Source organism: Kribbella sp. NPDC058693 (genome assembly GCF_042715335.1).
Classification (GTDB): domain Bacteria; phylum Actinomycetota; class Actinomycetes; order Propionibacteriales; family Kribbellaceae; genus Kribbella; species Kribbella jiaozuonensis.
This window is the reverse complement of record NZ_JBHXSQ010000004.1, coordinates 1,068,984-1,095,247: the sequence shown is the minus strand read 5'-3', so window position 1 is coordinate 1,095,247 and position 26,264 is coordinate 1,068,984. Positions and strand designations below refer to the sequence as shown.

Below are 26,264 nucleotides of genomic sequence, written 5' to 3'. Positions count from 1 at the left end.
CGCATTTATCTGGTGGACCAGCCGACGGACGGCCCTGCGGCGGGATAGGACCTAGCCGAACGGCTGCCGCTCCGGGCTGGCGGTGGCGTCGGGGTAGCCGTTGCCAGTGGCGTGAGGGATGTACGGCGACCCGTCCGACGGGAACGGCGGCGGAGCGGTCGCCCGGCTCCCCGCCCCAGGCTGGCCGTTCGTCCCACTCCGCGCCCCGGACTGACCGTTCGTCCCACTCCCCGCACCGGGCTGGGCGTTCGTCTCACTCGCCACCCCGGGGTGGGGATTTGTCCCGCTCGCCACTCCCGCGGACGTGCTTGCCGACGCAGCCGCGGATGCGGGAGCAGGCGCGGGGCGGGCTGCAGGCGCGGGGTGGGCTGCAGGCGCGGGCTGGACTGCCGGCTCGGGCTGGGCTGCCGGCTCGGGGTGATCTGCCGGCTCGGGGTGGGCGGCCGGCGGGCAGGACGCGCTTGGGGTGGGTGGGGGTGGGGTGGTGGAGAGGGTGTCTCGGACGGTGCCTAGGAGGCGTTCCTCGACCGACTGGAGTTCGGCTATGCGGGCTCGGATTTCTTCTTCTTCGGACTTGGCTTCGGCGAGGAGTTGGTCGGCTTCGGCTCGGGCGGTGGCGCGGAGGTGGTCGGCGGTGCGTTGGCTGGCGCTCAGGACGCTCAGTTCGTACCGGCGGAGCTCGTCGACCAGCTCGCCCTGGGGACGCTGGGAGTCGAGGATCGCGGCAGCAGGTTGGGGGATGCCGGCGTCGGGGAGTGTGTCCTCGAGGTCGGCGATCTGCTGGTCGACGCGACTGAACAGGTCCTTGACGTCGGTACGCATCTGCCGGATCACCGTCGCCGCCGCCTGCACCCGCTCGTTGGCTTCGCGCTCACGCTCGCGAGCCGTGCGCTCGGCCGACGTGATCACGTCGAGCGCCACAACCGCCGCCCGCTCAGCCGGATCATCAACGGGCACCGCCGCAGACCCCGCCACCCCGGGCGCCCCCGCAGTACCGTCCACGCCCATCGCACCGGCCGCAGCACCCGCAGCACCCGCGGAACCCGCCGCGCCGTCCGCGCCGTCCGCGCCGTCCGCGCCCACAGCGCCCACCGCGCCCACCGCGCCCACCGCGCCCACCGCGCCGTCGGCCCCCGCAGCGCCCTCGGCGCTCATCGCGACGGTCCGTCGGAGCGGGACCTCGCGGATGAACAGGACTGCCAGCAGGCTCACGACGGCGGCGCCGGCTGCGATCACGAAGATCCGGCCGGTTGCGTCGCCGTACGCCTGGCGCACGATCTCCGCGACCGATGCCGGCAGCGAGTTCACGTCCAGCACGCTCCCCGACCCGCCCTGCGCCGCGGCGGCCGCAGCCGGACCGAGCGCTTTGATGTGCTCGGCGATCGAGTCCGTCACCCGGGTCGCCAGCACCGCGCCGAGGACCGACACCCCGACCGCACCGCCGAGGCTGCGGAAGAACGTGACCGACGCGCTCGCCGCCCCAACCTCACTGACGTCCACAGTGTTCTGTACGGCGAGCACCAGGTTCTGCATCATCATGCCCATGCCGATGCCCATCGAGAGCATCCCGAGCCCGATGTACCAGTACGGCGACGTGTGGTCGATCGTCCCGAGTACGCCGAGCCCCGCGGTCAGGAAGATCCCGCCGAGCACCAGGTACCGCTTCCACTTCCCGAACCGCGTGATCAGCTGGCCGGACCCGACAGACCCGAGGAACGACCCGAACATCATCGGGATCGTCAGCAACCCCGCCTCGGTCGCGCTGTACCCGCGCGCCACCTGGAAGTACTGCCCCAGGAACACCGCGCTGCCGAACATCGCGATCCCCACCGAGAGGCTCGCGAGAATCGCCAACGCCGTCGTCCGCTCCCGCACCACCTGAACCGGTACGAGTGGCTCGCGCGCATGCACCTCGACGATCACGGCCAGCAGCGCGAGCACCGCCGTACCGCCGAGATACGCGCCGGTCTGCCACGACCACCAGGCGAAATGCGAGCCCGCGAACGACACCCAGATCAGCGGCAGGCTCGCGGCCCCCGCGATCAGCAGCGCGCCGAGGTAGTCCATCTTGACCTTGCGCTTCACCACCGGCAGGTGCAGGAACCGCTGCAGAACGATCAGCGACAGTACGGCGAGCGGCACGCACACGTAGAAGCACCACCGCCATCCCAGCCACGAGGTGTCCACGATCACGCCGCCGACGAGCGGCCCGGACACGGTCGCCAGCGCCATCACGGCGCCCATGTACCCGGAGTACCGGCCGCGGTTCCGAGGCGGGATCGCCGCTCCGATGATCGCCTGCGCGAGCGCCATCAGCCCGCCCATCGCGAGCCCCTGCAGCACCCGCGCGCCGATCAGGAACGGCACGTTCTGCGAGGCGCCGGCCAGCACCGAACCGGTGACGAACATGACGATCGCGAGCTGCACGAGCAGCTTCTTGCTCATCAGGTCCGACAGCTTGCCCCACACCGGCGTGGACACGGTCATCGCGAGCAGGCTGGCGGTGACGACCCAGGTGTACTGCGTCTGCGAGCCCTCGAGGTCCGCGATGATCGTCGGCAGCGCGTTGCTGACGATCGTCGAGCTCAGGACCGCGGTGAACAACGCCGCGAGCAGCCCGGCGAGGATCTCCAGGATCTCCCGATGCGAGAGCTCCGCGGCAGGAGCCGGTGGAGTAGGCGGCGGTGGCGCAGCCGGTGTGGCGTCCGGCTCGCCCTCGGCGTACCGAGAGCGATAGCGGTTCGGTGTGCCGGTCTGGGGTGTGACCGGCGAGGTCTGAGTGGTGGCAGACATCAGTTTCCGTTCGTACGGCGGGATCGCGACGACCGGGGCAGTGCCATGCACTGTCCCGGGGCGGAAACGGCTGAATCTGTCCTCACACAGCCCGATATTTTGGTTGCAACTACCAACAATATCCCCGCAGCGTCAGCAACCGCTCACCGGGAGCCAGCAACCGTTCGCCGAAAGCTCGTGCCTATTTATGAGACGAGCCCTCCTCGGAACTCGCTTTCCGACGTACGATCCCGTGCTTGTTGAGTAATCAACACCCCTCGGCGGAGCTGTCAGGGCCCGCCGGGGGGCTCATCGCCGAACGCGTCGAGCAGGACGCGGGCACACTCCGACTGCCCAGCGCCCATCACCAGGTTGCCCGGCGCCGTCTCGGACGGATTGAGCAGACCCATCCACAGCGCACCCTCGGCGGATTCGCACGCCGTCCCATAAACCACGGTCCACGCCGGCGAACCCGTCGACATCTCGACGACCGCCGACTCGAAGTCCTCGATCGGCCGACCGATCAACGGCTCGAAACCGGCCCCGCGGCACGCCGCCACCAGGTAATCGCGCAGCCAGATGTCGTCAGCAGGCAGCCGGAGCGGGAGACCCGCCAGGTCGATCAGCTTGACGCCGTCGTCCGACCGGTAGGCGGTCGGAACCAGAACAGACAGCGGATCCCGCCAGAGCTCGATCACCCGCAGATCCGCGGCCGCAACCTCACCGCGAACGAACGCGATATCCAGCTCTCCCGAACGCAGAGCCGTCAGGTACTCCGCCGTCGACGCCGAACTGAGCTGGATCTCCAGGTCCGGCGTCTGAGTGCGAAGCGCTGTCAGACCGCGCTCCAACCGATCCCGCAACCCAGCCGCCGTGCCGATCCGCAGTACGCCGGAACGCCCCGACGCGAGCTCCGCCGCGACCTCCGCGGCTCGATCCGCGGCAGACAACACCGCGCGGGCCTCGCGCAGCATCCGCTCGCCGTCGCCGGTCAGCCGTACGTGCCGGGACGATCGGTCGAGGAGCTGCAGGCCGAGCTCGCGTTCGAGCCGGGCGACCTGCTGGCTGACCGCGGGCTGGACGATGTTGAGCCGCTCGGCGGCGCGGCCGAAGTGCAGCTCCTCGGCCACGGTGACGAAGTACCGCAGTTGCCGTAGCTCCATCGGACACCCCCGGCGATCACGATTCCTTATCGCTGTACAGCGTAACTGCGTCTGGGTCGGCGGCCGCTGCGCCCGTTGACTGGAGAACATGAGGATCGGACTGTGGATCGACGAAGAAGGCAAGACCATCGACGAGATCGGCGCCGCCGCGAAGGCCGCCGAGGACAACGGCATCGACCGGGTCTGGTTCAGCCAGCGACTCGGCTGGGACGCGCTGACGCTGATCGCCGGCGTCGCGCCGTACACCTCGACCATCGGGTACGCCGTCGGCGTCGTGCCGGTGTATCCGCGCCACCCGCTCGCCCTTGCGGCACAGGCGCTCAGCGTGCAGGCGCTGACCGGCAACCGGCTGACGCTCGGCGTCGGCGCGAGCCATCCGCACATGGTCGAAGGCATGCTCGGCATCCCGATGGAACGCCCTGCGGCCTACGTGCGCGAGTACGTCGAGGCGCTCGGCCCACTGCTCGCCGGTGAGCCGACCGACTACGTCGGCGAACGGCTGACCGCCCGCGGCCAACTCGACATCGCCGGAGCCGAGGCACCCGAACTCATCCTCGCCGCGCTCGGCCCGCGCATGCTCAAGACCGCCGGCGAACTCACCGCCGGTACAACGACCAGCTGGGCCGGCCCCGAGGTCATCGAGAGCTTCATCCGCCCGACGATCGACGCCGCCGCGACCGCAGCAGGCCGACCGCAACCCCAGGTCATCGCGGGCGTCTGCGTCGCGGTGACCGACGATCCGGATGCGACCCGGAGCTGGATCGGGTCCCACTACGGCGGGGCCGGCGACATGCCGTCGTACCGCGCGGTCCTGGATCGCGGCGGCAAGGCGGGACCGGAGGAGACCGCGGTCCTGGGCGACGAGGAGACAGTGGCGAAGGAGCTCCAGCGGTACGCGGACGCCGGTACGACGGAGTTCCTGGTCTGCCCGGTCGGGACGGACGCGGAGGTGGAGCGCACGATCAGATTCGCCCTGGAGTATGCATAGATGGTGTCAAAAGACCCCGCTCCGCTCCGACGTACCTGTATGGACCTTCAGGAGATAGTGCAGAAGCGCGTCGACGAGATGGTCGAGGCGGAGCTCGGGCTGCAGGTCGCGGTCTACCACCACGGTGAGCTGGTCGTCGATGCGGTCGCGGGCGACGGCGTGACGTCAGAGACCTTGTACTACGCGGCCTCGACCGGGAAGGGCGCATCCGCGACGGTCGCGAACGTGCTGGTGGATCGCGGGGTGCTCGACTACGACCAGCCGATCGTGGACATCTGGCCCGAGTTCGGCGCGCACGGGAAGGACAAGGCGACGCTGCGGCATGTGCTGACGCACTCCGTCGGCCTGCCCGCGCTGCCGCCGGACGCGACCCACGAGTCGTTCCCCACGCTTCCCGCTTACCTCGCCGCCGCGGAGCCCTGGTGGGAGCCGGGCACGAAGATGACGTATCACGCGGAGACGTTCGGCCTGCTGGTCGGCGAGATCGTCCGGCGCGCGACCGGCCGATCGATCTCCGACGTACTGCGGGAGCTCATCGCGCCGCTCGGTATCGAGAACGACGTGTTCTTCGCGCTCCCGTCCGACCAGCGAGATCGGCTGATTCCACTGGTTGAACCCGAGGGCGCCGAGGAGACGTTCACGATGCTGGCCGGGATGTTCAGCAAGGTCATGCCGCCGGCGATGCAGCCACGCGCGGCCCGGCTCAACCGGCCCGAGCAGTTGGCGATCGAGGACCCGTCGAGCGGGATCCTGACTGCCCGTGGGATCGCCAAGTTGTACGCCGGGCTCATCGGCGAGGTCGACGGCGTACGGCTGGTCCGGCCGGAAGCGGTGCCGGTGATCACCGGGCCGGCATTGGTCGCGCCGGACGAGCTGCTCGGCAACGAAGCGACGATGGCGCTCGGCTACGCGATCGGCCGGCTGGGATCGACGGCGGAGGAGAGCCCGGCGACGTTCGGGTGGCCGGGCATGGGCGGCAGTATCGCCTGGGCGGACACGCGCTCAGACGTTGCGTTCGCGCTGACCAGGACGTTGTTCGACCCGAGCGGATCGGCATCCGCGGTCGAGATCGGCAACCTGGTTGCGAAAACTCTTTGCTGAAAACCCTTTACGGTAAGGGCTTTCAGCTTTTCAGGATTCGCGGACCGAGCGCTGGTCGACCCAGACGAGATGGCCGTGGTGGCTGACGAGAACCTCGTCGGCCCCGGCCGTCCCGCTCCGTCGACCCAGCTCCTGGCCTGCGATCCAGCGCCCTGCGATCAGGACCTGGACAGCGACCGGCCGCGCCGGTGAGGGGGCTACGGGCATGGCACCTGCTTCGTGACAGGGGCGGATGTGATGGGAAGGTTGTGGGGGCTGGTTTCCCAACCAGACGCAAGCCTACAACCGCTTCACCACGGACCGTTAGCTGTAACTCGAATTCCCTCAGGAGCCTGATGTCGAAGCCGATTTTCGTCGTTCAGCTGCATGATGCGCGGCGGCTGCACTACGACGTACGGCTCGAGGTCGACGGGGTGCTGAAGTCCTGGGCGGTGCCGCGCGGGCCGTCGCTGGACCCGATCGTGAAGCGGCTCGCGGTGTTCACCACGGACCACGATCTCGAGTACGCGTCGTACGAGGGAGTGCACCGGGATGCGCAGTACGGCAGCGGTGCCGTGATCGTCTGGGATGCCGGCGTCTACACGAATCTCACCCGCGACGACCGGCACCAGCTCGTCGATCCCGCGGAGGCGATCGAGCGCGGGCACTTGAAGGTGCAACTGCACGGCGTGAAACTCAACGGCGCCTGGGCCTTCACCCGCACCGGCGCGGATTGGTTGCTGGTCAAGGTGAAGGACGCGGACGCCGATCCGGGGCTGGACCTGACGGTGACCGAGCCCCGTTCGGTGCTGAGCGGGCTGACCATCGAGGAGATGGCCGCCTCGTGATCACCAGCTGTCGACGTGGAGAACTTCGTCGAGCGGCTGCCGCGCGGCCGGCTTGAAATCGGTCCCGATCGTGTACGCCGTCGGGATCAGCACCGTCTGACGGATGTCCTCCGGCAGGCCGAGCAGCTCCGAAACCTCCTGCTCATAGGTGAGATGCAGCGTCGTCCACGCCGTACCGAGAGCACGGGCCCGGGCGGCGAGCATGAAGCTCCACGCCGACGGCAGGATCGAACCCCACAGGCCGGCCTGGTTCCCTGCGGGCAGCGAGTGGACCTTGAGGCACGGGATGACCAGCACAGGGACCTGGCCCATCCGCTCGCCCAGGTAGGCCACGCTGTCGCCGACCCGGCGCTGCACCGGACCGCGCTCGGGGTCGTCGGCGTGCAGCTTCCCGGCCGCGCCCGGACCGGCCAGGTACTGCTCGACCGACCGGCGGTAGTACTCGCCGATGGCCGCACGCTTCTCGGCGTCGGTGATCACCAGCCAGTGCCACGTCTGCCGGTTGCTCCCCGACGGCGCCTGCAGGGCGATCTCGATGCACTCCCGGATCAGCTCCATCGGCACCGGGCGCTCGAGGTCGAGGCGCTTGCGGACCGTCCGGGTCGTCGTCAGCAGCTCGTCGGGGTTCAGGTCGAGGGTGTAGGTCACGTGGGACAGTGTGTCAGCAGACGTACGTGCTGTTCGGGTGCACCTTCTCGCAGTACCGGACGTGCAGGTGGTTGTCGTGAGCCGGCCAGTTCATCGTCAGGCCCTCGTTGATCAGCGTCGGGTCGTTGAACCAGATGTACTTCACGTGCCCGGGCGCCGCGGCGCGGACGGCCTGGATCAGCTGGCGGGTGGCAGCACGGTCGTACGTCGCACTCTCCCAGGTGATCCGGCCCGCGGTGCATTGCGCGTTGTCGGTACGGATCGGCCAGATGTCGATGTCCATGCCGTTGTCGTGGCTCGCGTGGCCGGGGATGTCACCACCGTGCTCGAACCCGGCATCGCCGTACGGGACCTTGCCCTGATTGGTGGCCGCGAACGAACGGGCTGCGGCCTCGATCTGGGCGATCGGGGCGGCTGCCGCCCAGTTGGCCGCCGTACCGTTGCCGTCCGGGTCCTGGTCGCAGAAGTTGTTGCTGAAGTCGGGGTAGTCGTAATGCCAGGCTAGGTTGCGCCAGGTGACCGGGCCGACGATGCCGTCCGCGCCGATGCCGGCGTGCGACTGGAACGACACGACCGCGTCGTGCACCGCCGTACTGAAGACACCGTCGACCGGGAGGCTCAGCCGGCGCTTGGCATTCAGCTCGACCTGGAGCGCCTTGACCGCCGCGTTGTTGTCACCGGACCGGACCGTCGGCGCCAACGCCGCCCAGGTCTGCGGCCCGACAATCCCGTCGACACCGAGCCCCTTCGCGGTCTGAAACGCCTTCGCCGCGGTGACAGTGGTCGCACCGAACACCCCGTCCGCATCGACGGTCTGTCCGGAGTACTGCAGCAGGAACTGGATCGCCTGTACGTCAGCACCACGGTTACCACTGCTCTGAGTCGGAAAGAACGCGTTGGCGTAGGCCTGCGCGGAGGCCGGCACCAGGGCAGTGATGAGCAGAACGATCAGGGCAAGCAGAGCACGTCGCATGAGTTCCTCCGGGGCGGGTGAGGTAACTGACTAACGCTCACCCGCCACCATCGGTCATTTGTTACCGCAGGACAAGAGCGTGTGAGATGGTTCTGAAGCAGACTATCTACTAACGGAAGGATTGACGATGGCTCTCAACTCGTCCGGCAGCGGTGGCATTTTCTCGTCGTCACCGAGGACGCGCAGCGCCGGGCCGTCGCGGACATCTTCCGGCGGGCGTTGTCGCAGGCGGCGGGGCAGCCGTTGACGGAGGACGACGTACGGCGGATGAACCATCACGCGCGGTCGACCGAGCGGGTGTTCGACAGCCTGCGCTACCTGGCGGACAACATCCACCGGGTCCCGGCGTTCGTGATCCCGGCCGTCGAAGGCCGGACCGATCGGGCATCGGCGGCGGAGCAGTCCGGGACGTGGGGGTCGATCCTGCCGGCGGTCTGGAGTTTCATGCTCGCCGCCCGCGAGCGCGGCCTCGGCACGGTGTGGACCACCGCGCAAGGCCCGCTCGAGCGGGAACTCGCGAAGGTACTCCGGGTTCCGTACGACGACGTGATGCTGGCCGCCTTCATCCCGCTGGCGTTCACGATCGGGACCGACTTCCGTCCGGCGAAACGGGTTCCACGCGACCAGGTCCTGCACTGGGACCGGTGGTAGGCCTATTCGAACGGAGTCGGATCTCCGGCGCCCACTCGGACGAGCTCTGGGACGTCCTCGGAGAAGTCGACCACGGTGGTTGGCTCGGTGCCGGCTTCGCCCTCGATGACGGCGTCGATCTGGTTGTCGAGCTCTTCCTTGATCTCCCAGCCCTGCGTCATCGGATCCTCGTGGCCGGGGAGCAGCAGAGTGCTGGAGACCAGCGGCTCACCGAGCTCCGAGACCAGGGCCTGCGTGACCACGTGGTCCGGGATGCGTACGCCGACGGTCTTCTTCTTCGGGTGCAGCAGCCGGCGCGGGACCTCCTTGGTGGCCGGGAGGATGAACGTGTAGCTGCCCGGCGTGGCCGCCTTGATCGACCGGAAGACGGCGTTGCTGATGTGCACGAACTGCCCGAGCTGGGCGAAGTTCTCGCAGACCAGTGTGAAGTGGTGCCGGTCGTCCAACTGCCGGATGGTCCGGATCCGGTCGATCCCGTCCCGGTTCCCCAGCTGGCAGCCGAGCGCGTAGCAGGAGTCGGTCGGGTACGCGATCAGCCCGTCCTCGCGGAGCAGGTCCACCACCTGACCGATCGACCGCCGCTGAGGGTTCTCGGGATGGATGTCGAAATACCTGGCCATGACCGGGGAGCTTACCGCTGCAGAACTTTCGGTCTATTTGGCCAGGCCGATCGGTGTCGCGGTCACCACCAGGTTGTCCTCGTAGCCGCCACGATCGGCATGGTACGGACCCGTGCAGGTGATGAGGATCAGCCGATGATCGACAGCCTGGTCGAACGCACCACTCTTGGTCGCGAGCGCATCCTTCCGCACCGACTCGATGGACACGACCCGGTACGACGCCGTATGGCCCGAGCCGTTCAGTACGACGATCTCGCCCGCCCGCACATTGAGCAGACGCGCGAAGAACCCGATCCCCTCGTTCTTCGAATCGACGTGACCGGCGAGCACGACCGAACCGAACGGATCACCGGCCTCGGCGCCACCGTCCCACCAGCCGACCCATTGCGGCTTGGCCGGCACCTGGAGCTGCCCGCTGACGGTAGTTGCCGGAAGCACCGGTGCGTCCTTGCCGCCCGGCAGCACGACCTGTTGCGGTACGAACCGGATGCGCTGACTCGGCGCAGGTGTGCCGACCCGTCCCGGCGGCGCGGACATCGGCTCGGTCGGAGACGGCACGGCAGACGGTGTGCCCTCGAACGTGAAGCCGAACGTAGGCGTCGGTGTCGGCACCGCGCCGTCCGCCCCGGCGGCACAACCCGCCAGGGCGAAACAGCACAGCGCCGTACCGACCAGTGCCCGCTTCAGCGGCGGACTACTTTCCGGGCAGTGACGACCGCGACTCCCAGTGCAGCAAGGAACACCACGACCCACAGCCCGGACTGTCCGGCGGGGCTCTGCGCCTGGTCGAGCCCTGCCGCCTGTCCACCTGTACCGGTGTTCACCACACCCGGCTTCGCCGACCCGGTGGCCGGTAGCTTGATCGTGCCCAGGGCAACGGTCATCGTCTTCTGGGTCGGTGCACCGATCGCGAACACCCGGGTCAGGTAACCGGCCTTCACCGGCAGATCCAACGGACCGAGAACAACCGGTGACGTTGCGCCAGTAGGAACGATGTCCACCTTGTACGTAGCCGCCGGAACGACCACGTCGAGTGATTCTCCGTTCGCTACGTTACGGAATAGCACCTTTCCGTTAACCCGAATGTCAGCCGGCCCGACAGCCGCGTCGTGCGCGACCCGCAACCCGGCCTTGTCCGTCGGCACCGCGGTCAGCTTGTTCGGGTACGTCGTGATCAGCGGCTGCCCCGTCGGCGACACCGGCTGGTGGATGACGACATCCAGACTGGCCCCGGAACCGGCCGAGACCTCACGCTGGATGACCAGCTTTCCGTTCTGTTTCGCCGTGATCATCCGCTTGCCGGACGCAACCCCGAAAGGCCCCACCAGCTTCCCGCCGGCCACCCCCGCGGCAACCTGATGACCGTCGACGCTGATGTCGAGACTGCGTCCGGGAAGCCCCTGGACGAAGTACAGGTTGGCCCCCGCCGCGGCCTGCGCCGGTACCGCCAGGACTGCCGGCGCCGCCGCCGCCATCACGGCGAGCAGCAGCGACAACACCCTGCGAATTACCGGACCACGAATTCTCGAAATACTCAGGGATACCGCCCGGAATTGCCCGGACACGCTCCGTTCCTGCATTTTCCTTCCCCCTCCGGTGTTCGCCAAAAAATAGCGTAAGCATTTCCCTACCCCACGAATTCGGGCGTATCGTATGCCCCAGTCGACCGGACCGGAAGGGGAAACGGTCAGGTCCGTTTTTGGGGGGCGGTGACTCGTGGCAGGACCCGGCTCACCGCACCGGCGTCGCGGGCTCCTCCCCGAGCGGACATCGGGGGTGGGGGAGCCCGGACGCAGAGCTGGATCGCTGATCCTGGCGGCGGTCGCGCTGGTGCTGGGGTACAGCGCGACCGTCTCCTGTTCCAGCATCGACGCACTCCCGGTCGCGCCGAGCCCGGGGCTGAACAGTTCGCGGCCGTCGGGCAGCGCTGCAACGCCCAGGCCCACCACGCCCGGTCCGGGCGAGACCGTGCCCGGCATCCAGTTGATCGCCGTACCGCATCGGGACGGGTCGTTCGACATGACCGAGAACGTGATGTTGCCTGCGGCCACCGACATCCTGCCGCTGCAGTTGCCGTCGTCCGGCGACCACCTGCCCGGAATGATGGCCCGGACAACGCCCCGGGTCACCAACCTGAAGGTGGTCGCCGACGACCAGTCGGTGCCGATCGAGAACACCACGGTCACCGCCCCGGGCGACCTGCCGTTGACCGTCTCCGCCACCCGGATCCGGCTGACCTACACACTGTCCGGATCGGCGGTCATCGCCTCTCCGTCGACATCGACGCGGGCCAGTGCGGCCATCAAACCGCTCACCTCGGCGGCCGGCGGAGCCCTGCCGACCGACGTCACCGTGACCACCGGTCTGCTCAACGCGATCTGCCCGCTGCTGACCGAGACCCGCTGCGCGGTCGGCGATCCGCCGATCCTCGGGATCCAGTCCGGCATCCCGGCGAGCAAGGCCCTCGTCGTCCTGCAATTGGATCTGCCACGCTGACCTTATGACGGATGAGCGGATCGCCTTGGGCACGGCCCGGGGCCGGTGGGTACTGGCGGCGACGGCGCTCGGGTCGGGGATGGCGTTCCTGGACGGAACGGTCGTCAACGTCGCACTGCCGGCGATGGGCGAGGACCTGAACGCGGACGTCGCCGGTCTGCAATGGATCGTGAACGGCTACATGCTGATGCTCGCCTCGCTGGTTCTGCTCAGCGGTTCGATCGGCGACCGGCTCGGGCGACGGCGGACGTTCGTCGTCGGGGTGATCTGGTTCGCCATCGCCTCGGTGGTGTGCGCGATCGCGCCGACACTCGAGGTGATGATCGCGGGCCGCGTCCTGCAGGGCATCGGTGGCGCCCTGCTGACCCCGGGCAGCCTGGCCATCCTGCAGACCTCGTTCCAGCACTCCGACCGCGGCAAGGCGGTCGGCACCTGGTCCGGCCTCACGTCGGTCGCGGCAGCCGTCGGCCCGTTCGTCGGCGGCACCCTGGTCGACAGCGGTTACTGGCAGCTGATCTTCCTGCTCAACGTTCCGATCGCGTTGGTCACCGTCCTGGTCACGCTGCGGCATGTGCCCGAGAGCCGCGACGAGAGCGCCGGCGGCAGGCTCGACATCAACGGCGCGATCCTCGCCACCGTCGGCCTGGCCGGTCTCACGTACGGCCTGATCAGTGCCGGGGACCACGGCTTCGGCGATCCTCTGGTTCTGACCAGCCTGGCGATCGGCGTACTGGCCTTCGCCGGGTTCATCGAGGTCGAGCGCCGCACCTCGCACCCGATGCTGCCGCTGAACATCTTCGCCAACCGGCGCTTCACCGGCGCGAACCTGGTCACCGTCGTCGTGTACGGCGGTCTCGGAACCGCGACCTTCCTGCTCGTGGTGTACCTGCAGACCGCACTCGGCTACTCCGCCTTGTGGGCCGGTGCGTCGTTGTTGCCGATGACACTGCTGATGTTCTTCCTGTCCGGGTATGCCGGCGGTCTGTCGGACCGGATCGGCGCCCGCATCCCGATGACGGTCGGACCGGTACTGATGGCCGCCGGGTTCCTGCTGATGCTGCGGATCAACTCCGAGTCCAGCTACGTCAGCGCCGTACTGCCGGCTGTCGTAGTGCTCGGGCTCGGTCTGGTCGCGACCGTCGCTCCGCTGACCGCGACCGTGATGTCGTCGGTCGCGGATCACCACGCGGGTATCGCCTCCGGCGTGAACAACGCGGTCGCCCGATCCGCGCAGCTGATGGCGGTCGCCGCGATCCCGGTGGCGGCCGGCATCACCGGCAACGCCTACCGCGATCCCGTTGCCTTCCACAACGGATTCGGCAAGGCGCTGTGGATCTCCGCCGTCCTCGCGGCGGCGGGCGGCGTGATCGCCTGGGTCACGCTGGGCGATCGCCGCGACAAGGCTCGCGAGGTGCAGCCCGCGGAGATCCACCACCGGCACTGCGCGCTCGAGGCGCCACCGCTCGCCGACGCGCACACCACTCGGCCGACCGGCTGATTTGTCGACTTTGTCTAGCGCAGGCCCAGGTAGTGCTTACGGCTGACCTGGTCGAGGCGTTCGATCGCGTAGCGGAGCATCGTGCGCGGCATCCGGGTCGCGTACTCGTCGAGGAAGTCGCGGAGCTCGGCCTCGGAGACGCGTTTGCCGGCCTCGCGCAGCATCCAGCCGGACGCCTTGTGGATCAGGTCTTCCTTGTCGTCGAGCACCTCGGCGGCCAGCCGGAAGGTGTCGTCGATCTGACCCTGGCCGATGAGGAACTGCGTGGCGACCAGCGCGATCCGGCGCTCCCACAGGCTGCTCGAACGGATGAGCGTGTAGAGCTCGTCCCGGGGCTTGTCGAACAGGTACCCGCCGACGACCTGCGGAGCACTGCAGTCGACGAGATCCCAGTTGTTGATGTACGCCGTACTCCGCAGGTACAGGTCGTGGATCGCGGTCAGCTCGGCCGGGTTCGCCGTACGCGGCTTGAGGGCCCGGGCGGCGCGATCGGCCAGCAGGCAAAGGACTGTCAGGCGGTGTTCGTGAATCGGACTGGTCAGGGCCTGCTCGAGCTCGGGCAACGGTAGACCGGCCTGCAGGTACGGCTTGAGGATGCCTCGGATCGTCGACAGCTTGACGCCGACCATCTGGTCTCCATGGCCGTATCCGCCGGGCTGGAGCTGGAAGTAGCGCGCGAGCACCTCCGCCACGGCCGGATCGGCGGCGGCGTCGACTGCCTCGAGCAGATCCTGGGTGATCAGAGCCGCCTTGCCGTCGAGAACGCCCATGTCGTCCTGTGTATCACCGTGCTGGGTCCTTCGTTTGCTTGACATTGGAGCGTTTGCAGGTCCGAGGTCACGCTCCGGGGTCATCCGTGGCAGACCCGTTGTTATGCCTGCGCGTTCAGGCATACGGTGAGAGTAGGGCAGTTCCACTCCGCCAGGACCTTGCGTTCGTGGCGCTACCCGGGGAGATATCGGCGTGACCAGCCACCCAGAGCCGCGTGACGGCGAGATGATCCGAACCACCTTCGACGCGGTGACCGAGGAGCTGACACCTGGCGTCCTGCTGGTCAGACTGTCGGGTGAGATCGACATCGCCAGCACCGACTTCGCCGCCGAGGCGATCCGCGCCGCCGTCGCGCCACCGGCCCGGCTGGTGCTGATCGAGCTGTCGGCCGTGACGTTCTGCAGTTCGGCCGGCCTCGGCAACCTGGTCGAGGCGCGCAACCTGGCCGGTGAGCAGAACATCACGCTGGCCCTGGTCGGCGTCGGCCGGCCGGTCGACCGCCCGCTCAGCGTCACCGGTCTCGGCGGCCAGTTCCGCATCTACAGCACGGTCGCGGAGGCACTCGCCGAGCTCTGAGGTCAGCTGTGGTCGGCGGATACGGTAGCTTTCGGTGTCTCCGACAAAGGAAAGTCATGGGTGAGCTAGCCAAGATCGTGGTCGTGGTGCCGACCTACAACGAGCGGGAGAACCTGCCCGTGCTGGCCGGACTCCTGTCCGACCTGAACCTGCCCGGCCTGGAGCTTCTCGTTGTCGACGACAACTCCCCCGACGGTACGGGCGACATCGCCGACGAACTGTCGAAGGAGTCGCCGGAGAAGGTCGGCGTACTGCACCGGACCGTCAAGGACGGCCTGGGCCGCGCGTACGTCGCCGGGATCACCCGTGCGCTCGACGAGGGTGCCGACATCGTCATCCAGATGGACGCGGACCTGTCCCACCCGGCGTCGGTGATCCCGACGATGGTCGAGATGCTGCGTACGACGGACGCCGCCGTGGTGATCGGCTCGCGGTACGTCCCGGGCGGCTCCGCGGCCGCTGAATGGGGCTGGCACCGGCGGGCGCTGTCCGCCTGGGCGAACTTCTACGTGAACGCGATCCTGCGGCTGCACGTGAAGGACGCGACGGCCGGCTTCAAGGCGTGGAAGGCGGACACCCTGCGCTGGATCGACGTCGCGTCGATCGCGAGCAACGGGTACTCGTTCCAGGTCGAGATGAACTACCGGACGGTCAAGCGCGGCCTGAAGATCGCCGAGACGCCGATCCGCTTCGAGGAGCGCACCGAGGGCGTCTCGAAGATGTCGTTGAAGGTGCAGCTCGAGTCGGCGCTGATGCCGTGGAAGCTGCTGTTCAACCGCTAGCCGTAGCCCAGCTCGTGGAGCCGGGCGTCGTCGATGCCGAAGTGGTGCGCGATCTCGTGCACCACTGTGATGTTCACCTCGTCGAGGACGTCGCCGTACGTGTCGCAGATCGCCAGCGTCGGGTTCCGGTAGATCGTGATCCGGTCCGGCAGGACACCGCCGTACTCGTGCCCGCGCTCGGTCAGCGGGATGCCTTCGTAGATCCCGAGCAGCTCCGGATCGCCGGGCGGTGGATCGTCCTCGACGAACACGGCCACGTTCTCGATCAGCAGCGCGAGCTCTTCGGGTATCTCGTCGAGCGCGTCGGAGACCAGCGCCTCGAAGTTGGCCCGGCTTATCTCGATCACGCCTCCAGCGTAGTGACCTACAACCAGCCCTGACGCGACGCCTGTACGCCGAGCTGGAAGCGCGTCTGCGCGCCGAGCGCCTCCTGCAGCCGGCCGATCCGTCGCGCGATCGTCCGCTCGCTCACGCCGAACTCGCGCGCGATCGACTCGTCGGTCAGCCCCGCACTCAGGTAGGTCAGCAGCCGCTTCGCGTCCAGGCTCGGCCCGGCTGTGACGTCGTTGAGTTCGGTCCCGCTCGTGATCGGTACGGCGATCCGCCATAGCGCCTCGAAGATGCGTTCCAGGCCGCGGAGGAGCGGGGAATCGTGCACCACCAGCGCGACGAATTCTGGCCCGCGTCGTACCTCGGCACGGGCTCCGACGAGTGCCCAGCGGTCGTCGACGATGGTGATGTTGAGCGGCACGTGCGGGAACACGCGGGCCTGCTCGCCCGCCTCGATACAGGACTGGACCATGTGGAGGGCGTTGCCGTCCTGGAGGACGTGCGCGCCGTAGATCACGTCGTACCGGACGCCACGGTCCAGCGCGTCGAACATGCCCTCGACGATCTTCAGCTCACGGGCGGCCAGGTTGCCCATCGTCATCGCGCGTACGTGCTCCTGTGCGTCCTTCTGGACGGAGTTCAGCACCGCTTGGGAGGCGGCGTACGTCGGGAGGATCTCGAGGTAGTCCTGCCGACCGGCGGCAGATTTCCACAGCTCTGTCAGGAGATCGGCGCTCTCGCGCGCCAGGGCGGCCTGTTTGGTGTGCCGCTCGGCCAGCGCGTCCATGGCCAGCCGCGGCGGACGTACGACGAGAGCGCCGTCGATCCGCTCCACCAGCCCCAGGGTCAGTAGCTCGTCGACCGGGTCCTGATCCGTCGGCGAGGTCTCTGGGTGCTGCATGAGTCGCACGAGGAGCGCCTCGGCCGCAGGGGTCAGGCCGAGTGCCTGGAGCGCTTCCATGCCTCTCTCTACCACCGGCGACAGTTTCTCGCCATGCCGGTTTCTGACAGGTCCGAACGCTCGTACCGGCCGCCGCGCCCGGCAAATACTGATGCCGCCCACATCCCCCATGCGTTTCGCAGGAGTCCCCGATGAGAAAACGCCTGATCTGGCCAGTGGTCGCCGCCCTTGGCCTCACGCTCGGTCTCGCAGTCCCCTCGGCCGCCACCGCCGCTCCCTCACCCGGCCCGGTCGCCTTGGTACAGGGCGCCGTACCGCACAAGCTGGACCCGAAGTTCCAGCAGCTCGCCGACGAACTGCCGGCGCTGCGCCAGCGGGCCGAGGCCGTCAAGGCCAAGCTCGGGCTGCACGACAACCCGGTCCAGGAGGCCGTGCTCGACGCGATCGACCCGACGCAGTACAAGTGCTCCGACGCCACCCCGCCGGTCGTCGCCGCGATCCTGCCGGACACGACGGGCTGGACGCAGGAGCAGGCGCTCGCCGTACTGCATGTGCTGATCTTCAACATGGCGCTGATGGACGCGGCATACCTGCCGCAGCCGGGGCCGTACACGTTCGGCTCGCACGGCCAGTACACGCACACGGTCAACCGCACCTTCAAGGACCTGCAGAAGTTCTGGGACATCCCGTCGCGTGGCGTCTCGGTGGTGCCGGCGCACGGTCGGTCGATGCTGAACGCCGAGGTGAACTACCGCGTCTTCACGGTCCTCTACGGCCTTGACCCCGCGCAGTCCCGGGTCTCCGCCGACCTGGTCGCGCACGAGCTGAACAGCCCGGCCCTCGGGTACGGCGACCTGCCGATCTTCACGTTCAACGCGTACGCGACGCCGGGCGGCGAGGACATCCCGGGGTACGGGAAGTCGCCCAAGCGGATCGCCTTCGGCGACGGGGTGATGGAGGGGTTCGCTCGCGTGGGGCTCGGTGCTGTCGCGCCGCAGGCGATCCTCGGGCATGAGTTCGGTCACCAGGTCCAGTTCGCCGACTCGCTGATGCGGCCGGAGCTGCCCGGGCCGGAGGCGTCCCGGTGGGCGGAGCTGATGGCGGACTCGTTCAGCGGGTACTTCCTCACCCACGCGCGGGGCGAGCGGATGGGCCTGCGAGAGGTACGCGATTTCAGCCAGATGTTCTACCAGCTGGGCGACTGCGGCTTCACCGCCGACGGCCACCACGGCACACCCAACCAGCGAATGAAGGCATCCCTGTGGGGGTACGGCGTCGCCGTCACGATCCCGCCCCGCAACCGCGTGCTGCCGTCGCTGGTCGTGTTCCACCTGTTCGCCGCGCACTATCCGCGGCTGATCGCGCCTGACGCGACCAGCTGATCCCGGGCCCTTCGCGGCCCCCTCCCAGGGGCGCCGTACGCCGACCACCTGCGGCGTACGGCGCCCCCTGGTTATCTCGTTTTGGAGCCGCGGCCCAAACCCTCTATGCTTACGGCTGTCCCTGGAGCTTCGGCTCCCGCGGGTCCGAGTCCCCATCGTCTAGTGGCCTAGGACGCTGCCCTTTCAAGGCGGTAACGCGGGTTCGAATCCCGTTGGGGATACGGCCGAAAGGCCGGTGCAAGAACTAGCTCGAAGATGCTGTACGATCGTCGAGTCATTTGGCCCAGTGGCGCAGTTGGTTAGCGTGCCGCCCTGTCACGGCGGAGGTCGCGGGTTCGAGTCCCGTCTGGGTCGCCAGGAGAAGGCGGCGGTGTCCAACACCGCCGCCGAATTTTCTCCCCGGTCAGGTAGCTCAGCTGGTAGAGCGTCCGCCTGAAAAGCGGAAGGTCGGCGGTTCGAGACCGCCCCTGACCACCCTTTCTTGAGCGTGGATCTCGGTCCGAGATCCGCCGAACCTCCCGCGAGTACCGCAACGAGTACCGCAACGCCTATCCAGCTACCGCCTTCGCGAGCTGTTCGAGCGCCTTCCGCTGGTCATCCAGCGACGCGTGCGCGTAGATCGTCATCGTCACGTGAATGTCCGCGTGCCCGACGATCGCCTGAACGATGTGCGGCGGTACGCCAAGGCGTAGGAGCAAGGTCACACACGAGTGGCGCAAATCGTGGAGGCGCATCTCCCCCAGCCCTGCCTGCTCCCGCAGCGGGTACCAGACCCGCCGCAGGTTGTCCGGCTCGATCGCCGTACCGATCTCGGTCGTGAACACGTAGCCGGTGTCCACCCACTTCTCGCCCGCCAGCAGCCGTTCCATCGCCTGCCGGCGCTTGTGGCTCCTGAGAGCTTCCACACACACCACGATCAGCGGCACGGTACGGCGGGAACGGTTGGTCTTCGGCGTCACGGCTTGCAGGGCGCCGCCGACGCGCTGAAGTGTGCGTCGGATTTGGACCGTGTTCTCTGCCCAGTCGATGTCCTCCCACTTCAACCCAAGCACCTCACCGCGGCGCAGACCGAGGTAGAGCGCCAGCACGAACAGCGCGTATAGCCGGGTCGGCTTCGCAGCTTCCAACAGCAACCGGGCCTGCTCCTCCGTTGCGCCTCGATTGACCTCGTACTGCGGGCCCTTCACCTGGACCAGCTTCGCGACATTGCGTTGCAGAACCTCTTCCCTGACCGCAGCCTGCAAAGCGTTCCGCAGTACGGCGTGAACCTGCTCCACCAGGCGGTCAGACGGGAGCCGCTTGCAGCACCGGCCGACCGCGCGGCACCTCGCCTTGTCACCGCGTCGACTGTCATATCCGTGCAGGCAGCACAGGCAGGTGTTCCGGAGTCGCTGCATGAACAACCGCACGTCGGCACCGGTCAGCTTGTGGAGCTTCTTCTTGCCCAGTTGAGGAATGAGATGCACCCGCGCAACCAGCTCGTAGCCCTGATGAGTCCTAGGCTTCTTCGACGGCTTCACGATGTGCTCAAGCCAGTACTTCAGGAATGCCTCCACCTGCCAGTTGGTCGCCTCAGCCGGGATGCCCTCATCAGAGTTCGTCTGTAGCTTCCGCAGTTTCTGAACAACCTGATCCCTGTCCTTGTGCGACACCTCCCGCCTGGCGTATGTCCCGTCGGGTTGCAGGACGTACGCCGCGCCGAACCATCGATCCTTGCTCGGTCGATAGAAGATCGAGCCGTCACCGTTCGCGGCCTTCATGCTGCGGTTTCCTCCTCCAGGAGTTGAATGGCTTCCTCCAGAGCCGAGACCCGCACCAACCGGCGAGCGCCGATCTTCAGCTTCCGGCTCCGGATCAGGTCGTAGAGAGTCGAGCGGTGAATTCCCAGCCGAGCGGCAGCGTCTTCCGTCGTGAACAACAGCCGCTCAGCATCAGCAATCTGAACCGTCGTCATGTCGCGTGCAGCTCCGTTCTGTCCGGCCGTACTCATGCGGTCTCACGTGTGGCGTGGTCGTTGTCGGAAAGGTCAGGAACAGCTCTGGGACCCCAAGCCGTCCCAGCCGTCCCAGCCGTTGCATCCCAGGTCAGGTCCGGGACGGCTTGACTCGGTGGGACGGCTTGAGCCGTCCCAGACCCGGAAGCCGTCCCCGTGCTGACCTGCGCGGGGACGCCTGGGACGGCTGGGACGCCTCCCCCATCGGCGGTCGTCTTCGGCTCCGGGCAGTAGCGGTTCCAGGCGTCGGAGAAGTCGCTGCGGGTGTAGCCCTTCGCCTGCCCGGTCGTGAACCGGATGTTGCTGGATCGGATCTCGAAATCGCGCAGCAGGTTGCCGAGCTTCATGGCGCTCAGCCCGCTTGGTCCGTGGGTCGCCCACGGTGCCTCCGGGTCGCCCTTGAGCCGGTCCAGGAGTTCGGCGGTGGGCAGCGCGTCGGCGTCCTGGAACGCAATCCGGCAGTCAGCTAGCAGCCGCGTGTGCAGCGACGCCTCATCGCCGGCGTCACGGTCGCTCGTGAGCGACACAGCGGCCTTCCTCGCAGCCCGCGGCCATTGCCCACCCGCGAGGTCGGCGACGGCAATCATCGGCTCCCAGGTGTCCGCCGCCCGGTCCTCCAGCGGCATCTCCGGTGCGGCGTCGGTCAGCTCGTCCAGGTGCGCCGTCAGCCAGCGATTCAGGCTGTGCCGCAACACGTCCAGCTCGGGTCCGTCACGGCGCACGCGGTAGGGCTGCACCGACTCGCCCGGCGCACGCCGGCGCATGCGGATCACGGCCGCCCGGTCCTCGATCGTGTCGGGCATAGCGCCGATCCCCGCGAGTGCAGCCATGGCGAACGTCGGGTGCTTCTCCACCGTGTCCCGGCCGGCGTTGTACCGGATCGTCGTCCGGCCGCGTTGGTGTCCGGCCTTCAGCAGTCCGCGCAGGTTCTCGTCACCGTTCGCCTTGTCGCCAAAGATCGTGTCTGCCTCGTCGATCAGCAACGTCGGCGGATCGCTCGGCTTCATGCTGATCGACCGGTAGACCGCGGACGGAGACGCGTTCGTCGTCATCAACGGCCGATGACACAACCCTTCGACCATGTCGAGTAGACGCGACTTGCCACAGCGCTTCTCGGGTGCCCGGATCACCAACCGTGGCGCGCAGTTCCAGGCCGGTACGGCGTGTGACGCACCGATCCAGAGCACAACGGCGATCAATGCAGACGTGTTCGGCAGGACGACGTACCGGCCGATGGTTGCGGCGACGTCGTCCAACAGTTCGGCACCGTCGATCTGCTCGGGAGCTGTCTCGTCGGGCGTGGTCATGCGGCAATCCCTTCGTCATGGAAGCCACCGGTGATGGCGGCTCGAATGTCGCGGGCGGTCTGGTCAACTTGCTGCCCCACATCGGTGAGTGCCGCGATCGCGTCGGCATGGCTGATCGCACCGGCCGCGACCATCCGCGCAACGCCTCTCGCAGCGCCATAGAGGGTCGTTCGGCGCTTGCCCTCGGGCGCGTTCCGTACAGCGTTCAGCGTCGAAGTGAGCAGGCTCTGCGGATTCGAGATGCCTCGCGCTCGGGTGGTCTGGATTGGGACGGCCGGGCGGGTAACGGATTCGGCCGGCGCAGGTGGCAGACAGGCGTCGATCAGCGCCGGGGGCATCTCCACCGGCTCAGCCAGTACGTCGCCCCACCGGTAGGGCTGATGGGTGCGGTGGTGAATCGATGGCGGGATCACGACGTACCCACCGTCAGCCTTCACGTCGATCCCAGCTCGGTTCGGCATCGGTCGTGAGCCGATCTCGCGGCCGGGGTGGCGGTAATACAGGTGGACTCCCCCGGAGCCAGTGCGAACCCACAGCGTGCGCGGCACCAACCCCAGCGCCACCAGCTCCGCCAAGCTCGCACCTCCACCGTGTGCGGGGTCCACGTCGACTACGACCAGGCCGGACAGGACACCGGTCCGTAGGGCGAGCTGCCCACGAGGTACAGCGGCGACGATCGCGGCGATGCGTTCAGCGTCGGTAGTAGCGGCGTAGAACCCGTGGCAGGTCAGGTGTCCGCAAGTCGCCGGGTCGTGTGCGTCGGCCGGGCAGTCGCTGCAGAAGAATCTCTTCAGGACGCCGATTGGTAATGACTGCACTCTGACCGCTGAGGACATGCTCGACGCATGCGGAAAGATCTCGACCATGATCGTCACGCGCAATCGCCAGCAATTCGCGGGCGAGGTGCATCCCATTTACGAGCACGATCGGATACTGGTCCTCAACCATCTCCAGCTGCGCCGGCTCAGAGTAGCAGCCAGTCGTCACATATACGCCGATCCAGCCTCTACGCAGGCGGGCAACCACCCTGGCGATTTCCTCGGCGGAGACCGAGGAGCCGGGCTTGATGCACTTCGCTTGTCCCAACACCACCAGGCTGGTACCAGCAAGGCCACTTCCAACATCCAGGCGACCGACGAAGTCCGCACCGCCGTCACCAGAACGCCGCGTGAGCCAGCCCTCTACGTAGCCGTGTCCCGCACCCCTCAGAACACGGGCCGCCACGGCAGATGCCAGAGCCTCGAAGTCGTGCTTCCGATCATCGAAGCGTTCGTAGACGGCCTGGAGTGCGACAGCTTCGGCGCTTCCTTCTACCGACCGCTGCTCTCGCATCTTGGTGACCCGTGCTCTTGCCATACGGCGTCTCAAGCGCGGCAGGGCGGAGTTGCCCCGCTTCACCCACTCCCGCCAAGCAAGAGGGGCGAACGCTAGTGTCTCGGCGGCTGTCAGGGCAGGGTCTCTACGAGCGTCTATCCACTTCCATGAGATCTGGTCGCCCTCGGCGCTGAGATCGAGCAAGGCGATGTCGTACACGTAGTTGACGAAGGTGGAATGGCCGCTGCCGCTCCACTGCACAAGACGCTCCGCGCGCTCGACTAGACCAAGTCCGCAGAACTCGACGTGACCTTTCGGCTTGCCGTCGATCGATATCGATCGGAACAACAGCAGGGGAGCGGCTGCTGCCCGCTCGGCCGGCGTATGCGCCTGATGTCCCTCGAATGCCTCTAGCAACCAAGCTTTCCCCTTCGTAGCACCTGGTGCAACAGAGAGCCCCGCTTTGTGGTCACCGAAGTAGCGAACGTGCCCGTTGTCCAAATCGAACACGTCGTGCCAAGGCGTCTGTTCAGACCCCGCCTTCCACGGACTCGATCGAATCAAAACAGCTGGTCTTCGACCACCATCTATCGCCGAGACTTGGGCGACTCCGTTGATGCCCGCCTCAAGCAGTAGCTTCTGTCCCGGCGAGTAGGTCGAATGGTGGAAGTTCGCGAAACCATCGAGAAGCGCTGGCGCTTGTTCCTTCCCAGCCGCGTACCGCAGCACCTCGCCAACCTTGAGATCCCCACCGCACCTGCCTCCGATGCCATCCGACTCGACCGTCTCACATTGATACAGGACACCACCGACGCGGGGCATCAGACCTCCGCGACCGGCCAGCTTCGCCTAGGCCATGATCGCGCCGGAGGGCTGTCGCACCGAGCTGGCGGCTCCCCATGACTACCGCCAGCTTTAGGCGCGCAGAATCATCAGCGCTGCGACAAATAGAACGGCCATGAAAAACAGAATTATTGCCCAGCCGCTCCAAAGAAATTTTCTGCGAGCAATCCTTGAATTCACCCAAGCCTGCGCGCTGATTTCGTCAACTAGCCTAGACTCATCGACAACCAGCGCCTGAAAGACACTGCGATAATCGTCGTAGCGAGTATATCTCCTAGCCACGTGATTGAAGTAGATCAAGTTCTGAGGATTCTCCCTGACCCACAACCGAGGGATTAGACACGCTCCGGCGCACAGACCAGAGGCCAGGACACTCACCAGGCAGCAGATGATGAGGACAATCTCGGCCGTATCAAGGACGACATCTTTTGTCAGATTAAAGACGGCGCCCCCGATTACTCCGTCTGCTGCCAGGGCGGCTGTCGCCTTCACCTCCGAAGCACGCACCCATCCAGTTACAACATCGAGCATCTTCCAGGCTTGCTCAGTTCCAACCGAAACGACCTCAACAACGGGCTCCTTGTTGCCTGCGCTTTCGCCCCGCAGTCGGGAGAGAATCGTCATCGAGGACCAACATTTCGATTCTCCCGAGCCATGCGGGCCTTGGCCGCTACAGCGCTTTCAAACTGTGACATCTGCACGGCCGCCCGCAGCTGATCGACACCCTCCCTTTTCCGCAGACCAGACAATACGGCATTACAGAACTCGTCGCCGTGAGTCTCACACCAACCAGCTTCCAAGAGCCGGCCCTGCGCCTCCGGTTCGTCATCTGGCAGGTTCGGTATCTCAACGTTCTTCCAGATGCCAGTACTCGGACCATCAGGGCATCCACAACTGATCGCCAAATAGTCGTTCTTTTCGACTCTATCCCAAACACTGCCGGTAACGATAACTTCTTCGCGCTCAGCAGCCTGTGCCGCCTTGGCCGCGTAATTTACAGGCTTACCAGCCCAAACCGGCTCTTGCTCGTCTCGGTTGCGCAGCGTGCCCACCCGCTTAACGAGCAGCCGCCCCTCGGCGACCCCGACCTTGAATCCAGTCTTGGGACTATCGGGCCACTTCTTTTCGAGCCTTTCTGAAAACTTTTGTGAGAACGTTCGCACCGTGATAGCGGCGCACATGGCGCGCTCGAAGTTCTTTTCACCCCAGAAGAGGGCGAATGCACCGTCGCCCTGAATGGCAATAAAGTCCGCTTCGAACCGATTGAAAACCCTCACCACATTGCCGGTGCCAGCCTGATAGATGCTCGCGGTAGATGCGGCCCGCTTCCCCGTCCCAAGCTTGGTCGATCCTTTCAGGTCTGCGACAACGGCAAGCACCCCCGAAACCTTAAACCACCGCCGCGCCTCGACTGGAAGCTTGGATATGTCTAGCTCTGCCCCCTTGTCCACGACCTCAGGTTGGCTCGCGATTTCATCACGTACATTCTCATCAATTTCATCTAGCATGCCGTCGAGATCTATGATGTCCCCCACTAGCGCCCCCCGGAATCCGAATCCGTGCGGTACCCCATTTGCTCCACACGACCGACGAAGCAGCCAGCAAAGCCGCTACGAGCGAGTACGTCCAGACCTTGGTGACTCTCAGTAGATAACCGTCCGGTCACAGATCGATCCTGCGGGCACGCACGTGCAAGACCATCAGTCAGTGGCCTTCGGCGGCGCGGACGGACGAACTCGGGACGAGTGAGAGGATTCGGCTCATGTCTGCGCTATTCGAGACGCTGAAGGACCTGGCCGCGCCAATCGCTGCCCTTACAGGTGCCGCGATCGGCTACAGCGGTGGCATGCGCAAGGATCGCGAATCTCGGTATCACCAGCGTGTAGAGCAGCTGTACCAAGACATGTTGACCAACCTGGCCACCGATCACACCAACCTCATGCAGCGCTTCGGCGGGCGACTTCTGTTTGCGAACGACGTTGAGTACGACCCCCGCGCTCGGAGAGATATCCAAGCGAGGGCCGAGCTCTTCGCAGCCGCGGGGGTCTTCGCGGCGTGGGAGTCGGCACGAAAGCCTCTCCATGGGATCAGATTGGCAGTGCGTCTGAAGGGCGACAACATACTCATGAGCGAGCTCGAGGAAGCCGCCGACGCCTACTACGCGGCGCGTGAACAGTTGGTGCAGGCGATGCGGGAGGATCTGAGAGTACGGGGCAGCGGCGGCCCTCTACGCCGATGGGCTCGAATGGCTAGGCCTCGTCTGCGCTTCCGCGGACGGGCCACCCAAGTTGGAACTAGGCGATCGCAACCATGACCGCAAGAGCCAGC

At 66.8% G+C, this 26,264-nt stretch carries 28 protein-coding genes and 3 tRNA genes; 13 read left to right on the top strand and 18 right to left on the bottom strand.

Annotation, left to right across the window (positions count from 1 at the left end):
* Positions 1-51: 51 nt before the first annotated feature.
* Together ACFWUU_RS31610 and ACFWUU_RS31605 are read right to left on the bottom strand one after the other, a co-directional pair.
* Positions 52-2,793 (bottom strand): MFS transporter, encoded by a 2,742-nt coding sequence (locus tag ACFWUU_RS31610; protein WP_380180931.1) that lies wholly within the window; start codon positions 2,791-2,793, stop codon positions 52-54.
* Between the two features lie 269 nt (positions 2,794-3,062).
* On the bottom strand, positions 3,063-3,935 hold the full coding sequence (locus ACFWUU_RS31605) for a LysR family transcriptional regulator (protein WP_380180929.1): 873 nt from the start codon (positions 3,933-3,935) through the stop codon (positions 3,063-3,065).
* 88 nt (positions 3,936-4,023) lie between these two features.
* Here ACFWUU_RS31605 and ACFWUU_RS31600 point away from each other — a divergent pair, with 88 nt between their 5' ends.
* Both ACFWUU_RS31600 and ACFWUU_RS31595 read left to right on the top strand, forming a co-directional pair.
* The gene (locus ACFWUU_RS31600; RefSeq protein ID WP_380180926.1) at positions 4,024-4,923 is read left to right on the top strand and encodes a TIGR03564 family F420-dependent LLM class oxidoreductase; all 900 of its coding nucleotides are present in this window, start codon (positions 4,024-4,026) and stop codon (positions 4,921-4,923) included.
* A 39-nt stretch (positions 4,924-4,962) separates the two neighbouring features.
* Positions 4,963-6,024, top strand: a complete 1,062-nt coding sequence (locus ACFWUU_RS31595; RefSeq protein WP_380180924.1) for a serine hydrolase domain-containing protein — start codon at positions 4,963-4,965, stop codon at positions 6,022-6,024.
* Between the two features lie 30 nt (positions 6,025-6,054).
* Here ACFWUU_RS31595 and ACFWUU_RS31590 read toward each other — a convergent pair whose 3' ends face one another.
* Complete coding sequence (locus ACFWUU_RS31590) at positions 6,055-6,231, bottom strand: hypothetical protein (RefSeq protein WP_170989549.1); 177 nt, start codon at positions 6,229-6,231, stop codon at positions 6,055-6,057.
* On the opposite strand from ACFWUU_RS31590, the gene ACFWUU_RS31585 reads away from it, so the two are divergent.
* Positions 6,213-6,851 (top strand): DNA polymerase ligase N-terminal domain-containing protein, encoded by a 639-nt coding sequence (locus tag ACFWUU_RS31585; RefSeq protein WP_380180922.1) that lies wholly within the window; start codon positions 6,213-6,215, stop codon positions 6,849-6,851. The genes ACFWUU_RS31590 and ACFWUU_RS31585 overlap by 19 nt on opposite strands.
* Here ACFWUU_RS31585 and ACFWUU_RS31580 read toward each other — a convergent pair whose 3' ends face one another.
* Both ACFWUU_RS31580 and ACFWUU_RS31575 read right to left on the bottom strand, forming a co-directional pair.
* Positions 6,852-7,499 (bottom strand): nitroreductase family protein, encoded by a 648-nt coding sequence (locus tag ACFWUU_RS31580; RefSeq protein ID WP_380180920.1) that lies wholly within the window; start codon positions 7,497-7,499, stop codon positions 6,852-6,854. It abuts the gene before it with no gap.
* Between the two features lie 13 nt (positions 7,500-7,512).
* Complete coding sequence (locus ACFWUU_RS31575) at positions 7,513-8,472, bottom strand: penicillin-insensitive murein endopeptidase (protein WP_380180918.1); 960 nt, start codon at positions 8,470-8,472, stop codon at positions 7,513-7,515.
* Between the two features lie 120 nt (positions 8,473-8,592).
* On the opposite strand from ACFWUU_RS31575, the gene ACFWUU_RS31570 reads away from it, so the two are divergent.
* Positions 8,593-9,123 (top strand): nitroreductase family protein, encoded by a 531-nt coding sequence (locus ACFWUU_RS31570; protein WP_380181793.1) that lies wholly within the window; start codon positions 8,593-8,595, stop codon positions 9,121-9,123.
* 2 nt (positions 9,124-9,125) lie between these two features.
* Here ACFWUU_RS31570 and ACFWUU_RS31565 read toward each other — a convergent pair whose 3' ends face one another.
* The 3 genes from ACFWUU_RS31565 to ACFWUU_RS31555 all read right to left on the bottom strand — a co-directional run bounded on the left by ACFWUU_RS31565 (position 9,126) and on the right by ACFWUU_RS31555 (position 11,242).
* Positions 9,126-9,743, bottom strand: a complete 618-nt coding sequence (locus ACFWUU_RS31565) for an L-threonylcarbamoyladenylate synthase (RefSeq protein ID WP_137252268.1) — start codon at positions 9,741-9,743, stop codon at positions 9,126-9,128.
* A 33-nt stretch (positions 9,744-9,776) separates the two neighbouring features.
* On the bottom strand, positions 9,777-10,355 hold the full coding sequence (locus ACFWUU_RS31560; RefSeq protein ID WP_380180916.1) for a class F sortase: 579 nt from the start codon (positions 10,353-10,355) through the stop codon (positions 9,777-9,779).
* Between the two features lie 71 nt (positions 10,356-10,426).
* Positions 10,427-11,242 carry a DUF4397 domain-containing protein gene (locus tag ACFWUU_RS31555; protein ID WP_380180914.1) on the bottom strand — a complete coding sequence of 272 codons (816 nt, stop codon included), beginning with the start codon at positions 11,240-11,242 and terminating at the stop codon, positions 10,427-10,429.
* 277 nt (positions 11,243-11,519) lie between these two features.
* On the opposite strand from ACFWUU_RS31555, the gene ACFWUU_RS31550 reads away from it, so the two are divergent.
* Together ACFWUU_RS31550 and ACFWUU_RS31545 are read left to right on the top strand one after the other, a co-directional pair.
* Positions 11,520-12,239, top strand: a complete 720-nt coding sequence (locus tag ACFWUU_RS31550; protein ID WP_233714459.1) for a hypothetical protein — start codon at positions 11,520-11,522, stop codon at positions 12,237-12,239.
* A 4-nt stretch (positions 12,240-12,243) separates the two neighbouring features.
* Positions 12,244-13,737 (top strand): MFS transporter, encoded by a 1,494-nt coding sequence (locus ACFWUU_RS31545; RefSeq protein ID WP_137252267.1) that lies wholly within the window; start codon positions 12,244-12,246, stop codon positions 13,735-13,737.
* Positions 13,738-13,751: 14 nt separating this feature from the next.
* On the opposite strand, the gene ACFWUU_RS31540 is transcribed toward ACFWUU_RS31545, so the two are convergent.
* Positions 13,752-14,507 (bottom strand): DNA alkylation repair protein, encoded by a 756-nt coding sequence (locus ACFWUU_RS31540; RefSeq protein ID WP_380180912.1) that lies wholly within the window; start codon positions 14,505-14,507, stop codon positions 13,752-13,754.
* 193 nt (positions 14,508-14,700) lie between these two features.
* Between ACFWUU_RS31540 and ACFWUU_RS31535 the strand changes: the two genes are divergently transcribed.
* Positions 14,701-15,084 (top strand): STAS domain-containing protein, encoded by a 384-nt coding sequence (locus ACFWUU_RS31535; RefSeq protein WP_137252265.1) that lies wholly within the window; start codon positions 14,701-14,703, stop codon positions 15,082-15,084.
* Positions 15,085-15,140: 56 nt separating this feature from the next.
* Positions 15,141-15,866 (top strand): polyprenol monophosphomannose synthase, encoded by a 726-nt coding sequence (locus ACFWUU_RS31530; protein WP_380180910.1) that lies wholly within the window; start codon positions 15,141-15,143, stop codon positions 15,864-15,866.
* Here ACFWUU_RS31530 and ACFWUU_RS31525 read toward each other — a convergent pair.
* On the bottom strand, positions 15,863-16,213 hold the full coding sequence (locus ACFWUU_RS31525; RefSeq protein ID WP_137252263.1) for a metallopeptidase family protein: 351 nt from the start codon (positions 16,211-16,213) through the stop codon (positions 15,863-15,865). The genes ACFWUU_RS31530 and ACFWUU_RS31525 overlap by 4 nt on opposite strands.
* Positions 16,214-16,230: 17 nt before the next feature.
* On the bottom strand, positions 16,231-17,157 hold the full coding sequence (locus ACFWUU_RS31520; RefSeq protein WP_380180908.1) for a hypothetical protein: 927 nt from the start codon (positions 17,155-17,157) through the stop codon (positions 16,231-16,233).
* Between the two features lie 131 nt (positions 17,158-17,288).
* Between ACFWUU_RS31520 and ACFWUU_RS31515 the strand changes: the two genes are divergently transcribed.
* From ACFWUU_RS31515 to ACFWUU_RS31500, 4 genes are all read left to right on the top strand, one after another.
* A complete protein-coding gene (locus ACFWUU_RS31515; RefSeq protein ID WP_380180906.1) occupies positions 17,289-18,479 on the top strand; it encodes a hypothetical protein in 1,191 nt (396 codons plus the stop codon).
* A 148-nt stretch (positions 18,480-18,627) separates the two neighbouring features.
* Positions 18,628-18,700 (top strand) — tRNA-Glu (locus ACFWUU_RS31510).
* A 59-nt stretch (positions 18,701-18,759) separates the two neighbouring features.
* Positions 18,760-18,836, top strand: a tRNA-Asp gene (locus ACFWUU_RS31505).
* A gap of 44 nt (positions 18,837-18,880) precedes the next feature.
* A tRNA-Phe gene (locus ACFWUU_RS31500) sits at positions 18,881-18,953 on the top strand.
* 74 nt (positions 18,954-19,027) lie between these two features.
* Here ACFWUU_RS31500 and ACFWUU_RS31495 read toward each other — a convergent pair.
* The 7 genes from ACFWUU_RS31495 to ACFWUU_RS31465 form a co-directional block, all read right to left on the bottom strand.
* Entirely contained in the window at positions 19,028-20,239 is a 1,212-nt protein-coding gene (locus tag ACFWUU_RS31495) for a tyrosine-type recombinase/integrase (protein WP_380180904.1), read from the bottom strand.
* Entirely contained in the window at positions 20,236-20,433 is a 198-nt protein-coding gene (locus ACFWUU_RS31490) for a helix-turn-helix domain-containing protein (RefSeq protein WP_380180902.1), read from the bottom strand. Before ACFWUU_RS31490 ends, ACFWUU_RS31495 begins: the two co-directional genes overlap by 4 nt.
* Positions 20,434-20,465: 32 nt before the next feature.
* Positions 20,466-21,779, bottom strand: a complete 1,314-nt coding sequence (locus ACFWUU_RS31485) for a DUF3631 domain-containing protein (RefSeq protein ID WP_380180900.1) — start codon at positions 21,777-21,779, stop codon at positions 20,466-20,468.
* The gene (locus ACFWUU_RS31480; RefSeq protein WP_380181792.1) at positions 21,776-22,510 is read right to left on the bottom strand and encodes a bifunctional DNA primase/polymerase; all 735 of its coding nucleotides are present in this window, start codon (positions 22,508-22,510) and stop codon (positions 21,776-21,778) included. The genes ACFWUU_RS31485 and ACFWUU_RS31480 overlap by 4 nt, the downstream gene beginning before the upstream one ends.
* Positions 22,470-23,822 (bottom strand): restriction endonuclease, encoded by a 1,353-nt coding sequence (locus ACFWUU_RS31475; RefSeq protein WP_380180898.1) that lies wholly within the window; start codon positions 23,820-23,822, stop codon positions 22,470-22,472. The genes ACFWUU_RS31480 and ACFWUU_RS31475 overlap by 41 nt, the downstream gene beginning before the upstream one ends.
* 186 nt (positions 23,823-24,008) lie before the next feature.
* Entirely contained in the window at positions 24,009-24,560 is a 552-nt protein-coding gene (locus ACFWUU_RS31470; protein ID WP_380180896.1) for a Pycsar system effector family protein, read from the bottom strand.
* On the bottom strand, positions 24,557-25,471 hold the full coding sequence (locus tag ACFWUU_RS31465; protein WP_380180893.1) for a hypothetical protein: 915 nt from the start codon (positions 25,469-25,471) through the stop codon (positions 24,557-24,559). The genes ACFWUU_RS31470 and ACFWUU_RS31465 overlap by 4 nt, the downstream gene beginning before the upstream one ends.
* A 227-nt stretch (positions 25,472-25,698) precedes the next feature.
* Between ACFWUU_RS31465 and ACFWUU_RS31460 the strand changes: the two genes are divergently transcribed.
* On the top strand, positions 25,699-26,250 hold the full coding sequence (locus ACFWUU_RS31460; RefSeq protein ID WP_380180891.1) for a hypothetical protein: 552 nt from the start codon (positions 25,699-25,701) through the stop codon (positions 26,248-26,250).
* The last annotated feature ends 14 nt before the right edge of the window (positions 26,251-26,264 follow it).

Excerpts from the sequence above, each read along its gene's own strand:
- ACFWUU_RS31610 (WP_380180931.1), bottom strand. The coding sequence starts at position 2,793 with ATGTCTGCCACCACTCAGACCTCGCCGGTCACACCCCAGACCGGCACA.
- ACFWUU_RS31605 (WP_380180929.1), bottom strand. The coding sequence starts at position 3,935 with ATGGAGCTACGGCAACTGCGGTACTTCGTCACCGTGGCCGAGGAGCTG.
- ACFWUU_RS31600 (WP_380180926.1), top strand. The coding sequence starts at position 4,024 with ATGAGGATCGGACTGTGGATCGACGAAGAAGGCAAGACCATCGACGAG.
- ACFWUU_RS31595 (WP_380180924.1), top strand. The coding sequence starts at position 4,963 with ATGGACCTTCAGGAGATAGTGCAGAAGCGCGTCGACGAGATGGTCGAG.
- ACFWUU_RS31590 (WP_170989549.1), bottom strand. The coding sequence starts at position 6,231 with ATGCCCGTAGCCCCCTCACCGGCGCGGCCGGTCGCTGTCCAGGTCCTG.
- ACFWUU_RS31575 (WP_380180918.1), bottom strand. The coding sequence starts at position 8,472 with ATGCGACGTGCTCTGCTTGCCCTGATCGTTCTGCTCATCACTGCCCTG.
- ACFWUU_RS31565 (WP_137252268.1), bottom strand. The coding sequence starts at position 9,743 with ATGGCCAGGTATTTCGACATCCATCCCGAGAACCCTCAGCGGCGGTCG.
- ACFWUU_RS31545 (WP_137252267.1), top strand. The coding sequence starts at position 12,244 with ATGACGGATGAGCGGATCGCCTTGGGCACGGCCCGGGGCCGGTGGGTA.
- ACFWUU_RS31540 (WP_380180912.1), bottom strand. The coding sequence starts at position 14,507 with ATGGGCGTTCTCGACGGCAAGGCGGCTCTGATCACCCAGGATCTGCTC.
- ACFWUU_RS31530 (WP_380180910.1), top strand. The coding sequence starts at position 15,141 with ATGGGTGAGCTAGCCAAGATCGTGGTCGTGGTGCCGACCTACAACGAG.
- ACFWUU_RS31520 (WP_380180908.1), bottom strand. The coding sequence starts at position 17,157 with ATGGAAGCGCTCCAGGCACTCGGCCTGACCCCTGCGGCCGAGGCGCTC.
- ACFWUU_RS31515 (WP_380180906.1), top strand. The coding sequence starts at position 17,289 with ATGAGAAAACGCCTGATCTGGCCAGTGGTCGCCGCCCTTGGCCTCACG.
- ACFWUU_RS31495 (WP_380180904.1), bottom strand. The coding sequence starts at position 20,239 with ATGAAGGCCGCGAACGGTGACGGCTCGATCTTCTATCGACCGAGCAAG.
- ACFWUU_RS31490 (WP_380180902.1), bottom strand. The coding sequence starts at position 20,433 with ATGACGACGGTTCAGATTGCTGATGCTGAGCGGCTGTTGTTCACGACG.
- ACFWUU_RS31485 (WP_380180900.1), bottom strand. The coding sequence starts at position 21,779 with ATGACCACGCCCGACGAGACAGCTCCCGAGCAGATCGACGGTGCCGAA.
- ACFWUU_RS31470 (WP_380180896.1), bottom strand. The coding sequence starts at position 24,560 with ATGACGATTCTCTCCCGACTGCGGGGCGAAAGCGCAGGCAACAAGGAG.
- ACFWUU_RS31460 (WP_380180891.1), top strand. The coding sequence starts at position 25,699 with ATGTCTGCGCTATTCGAGACGCTGAAGGACCTGGCCGCGCCAATCGCT.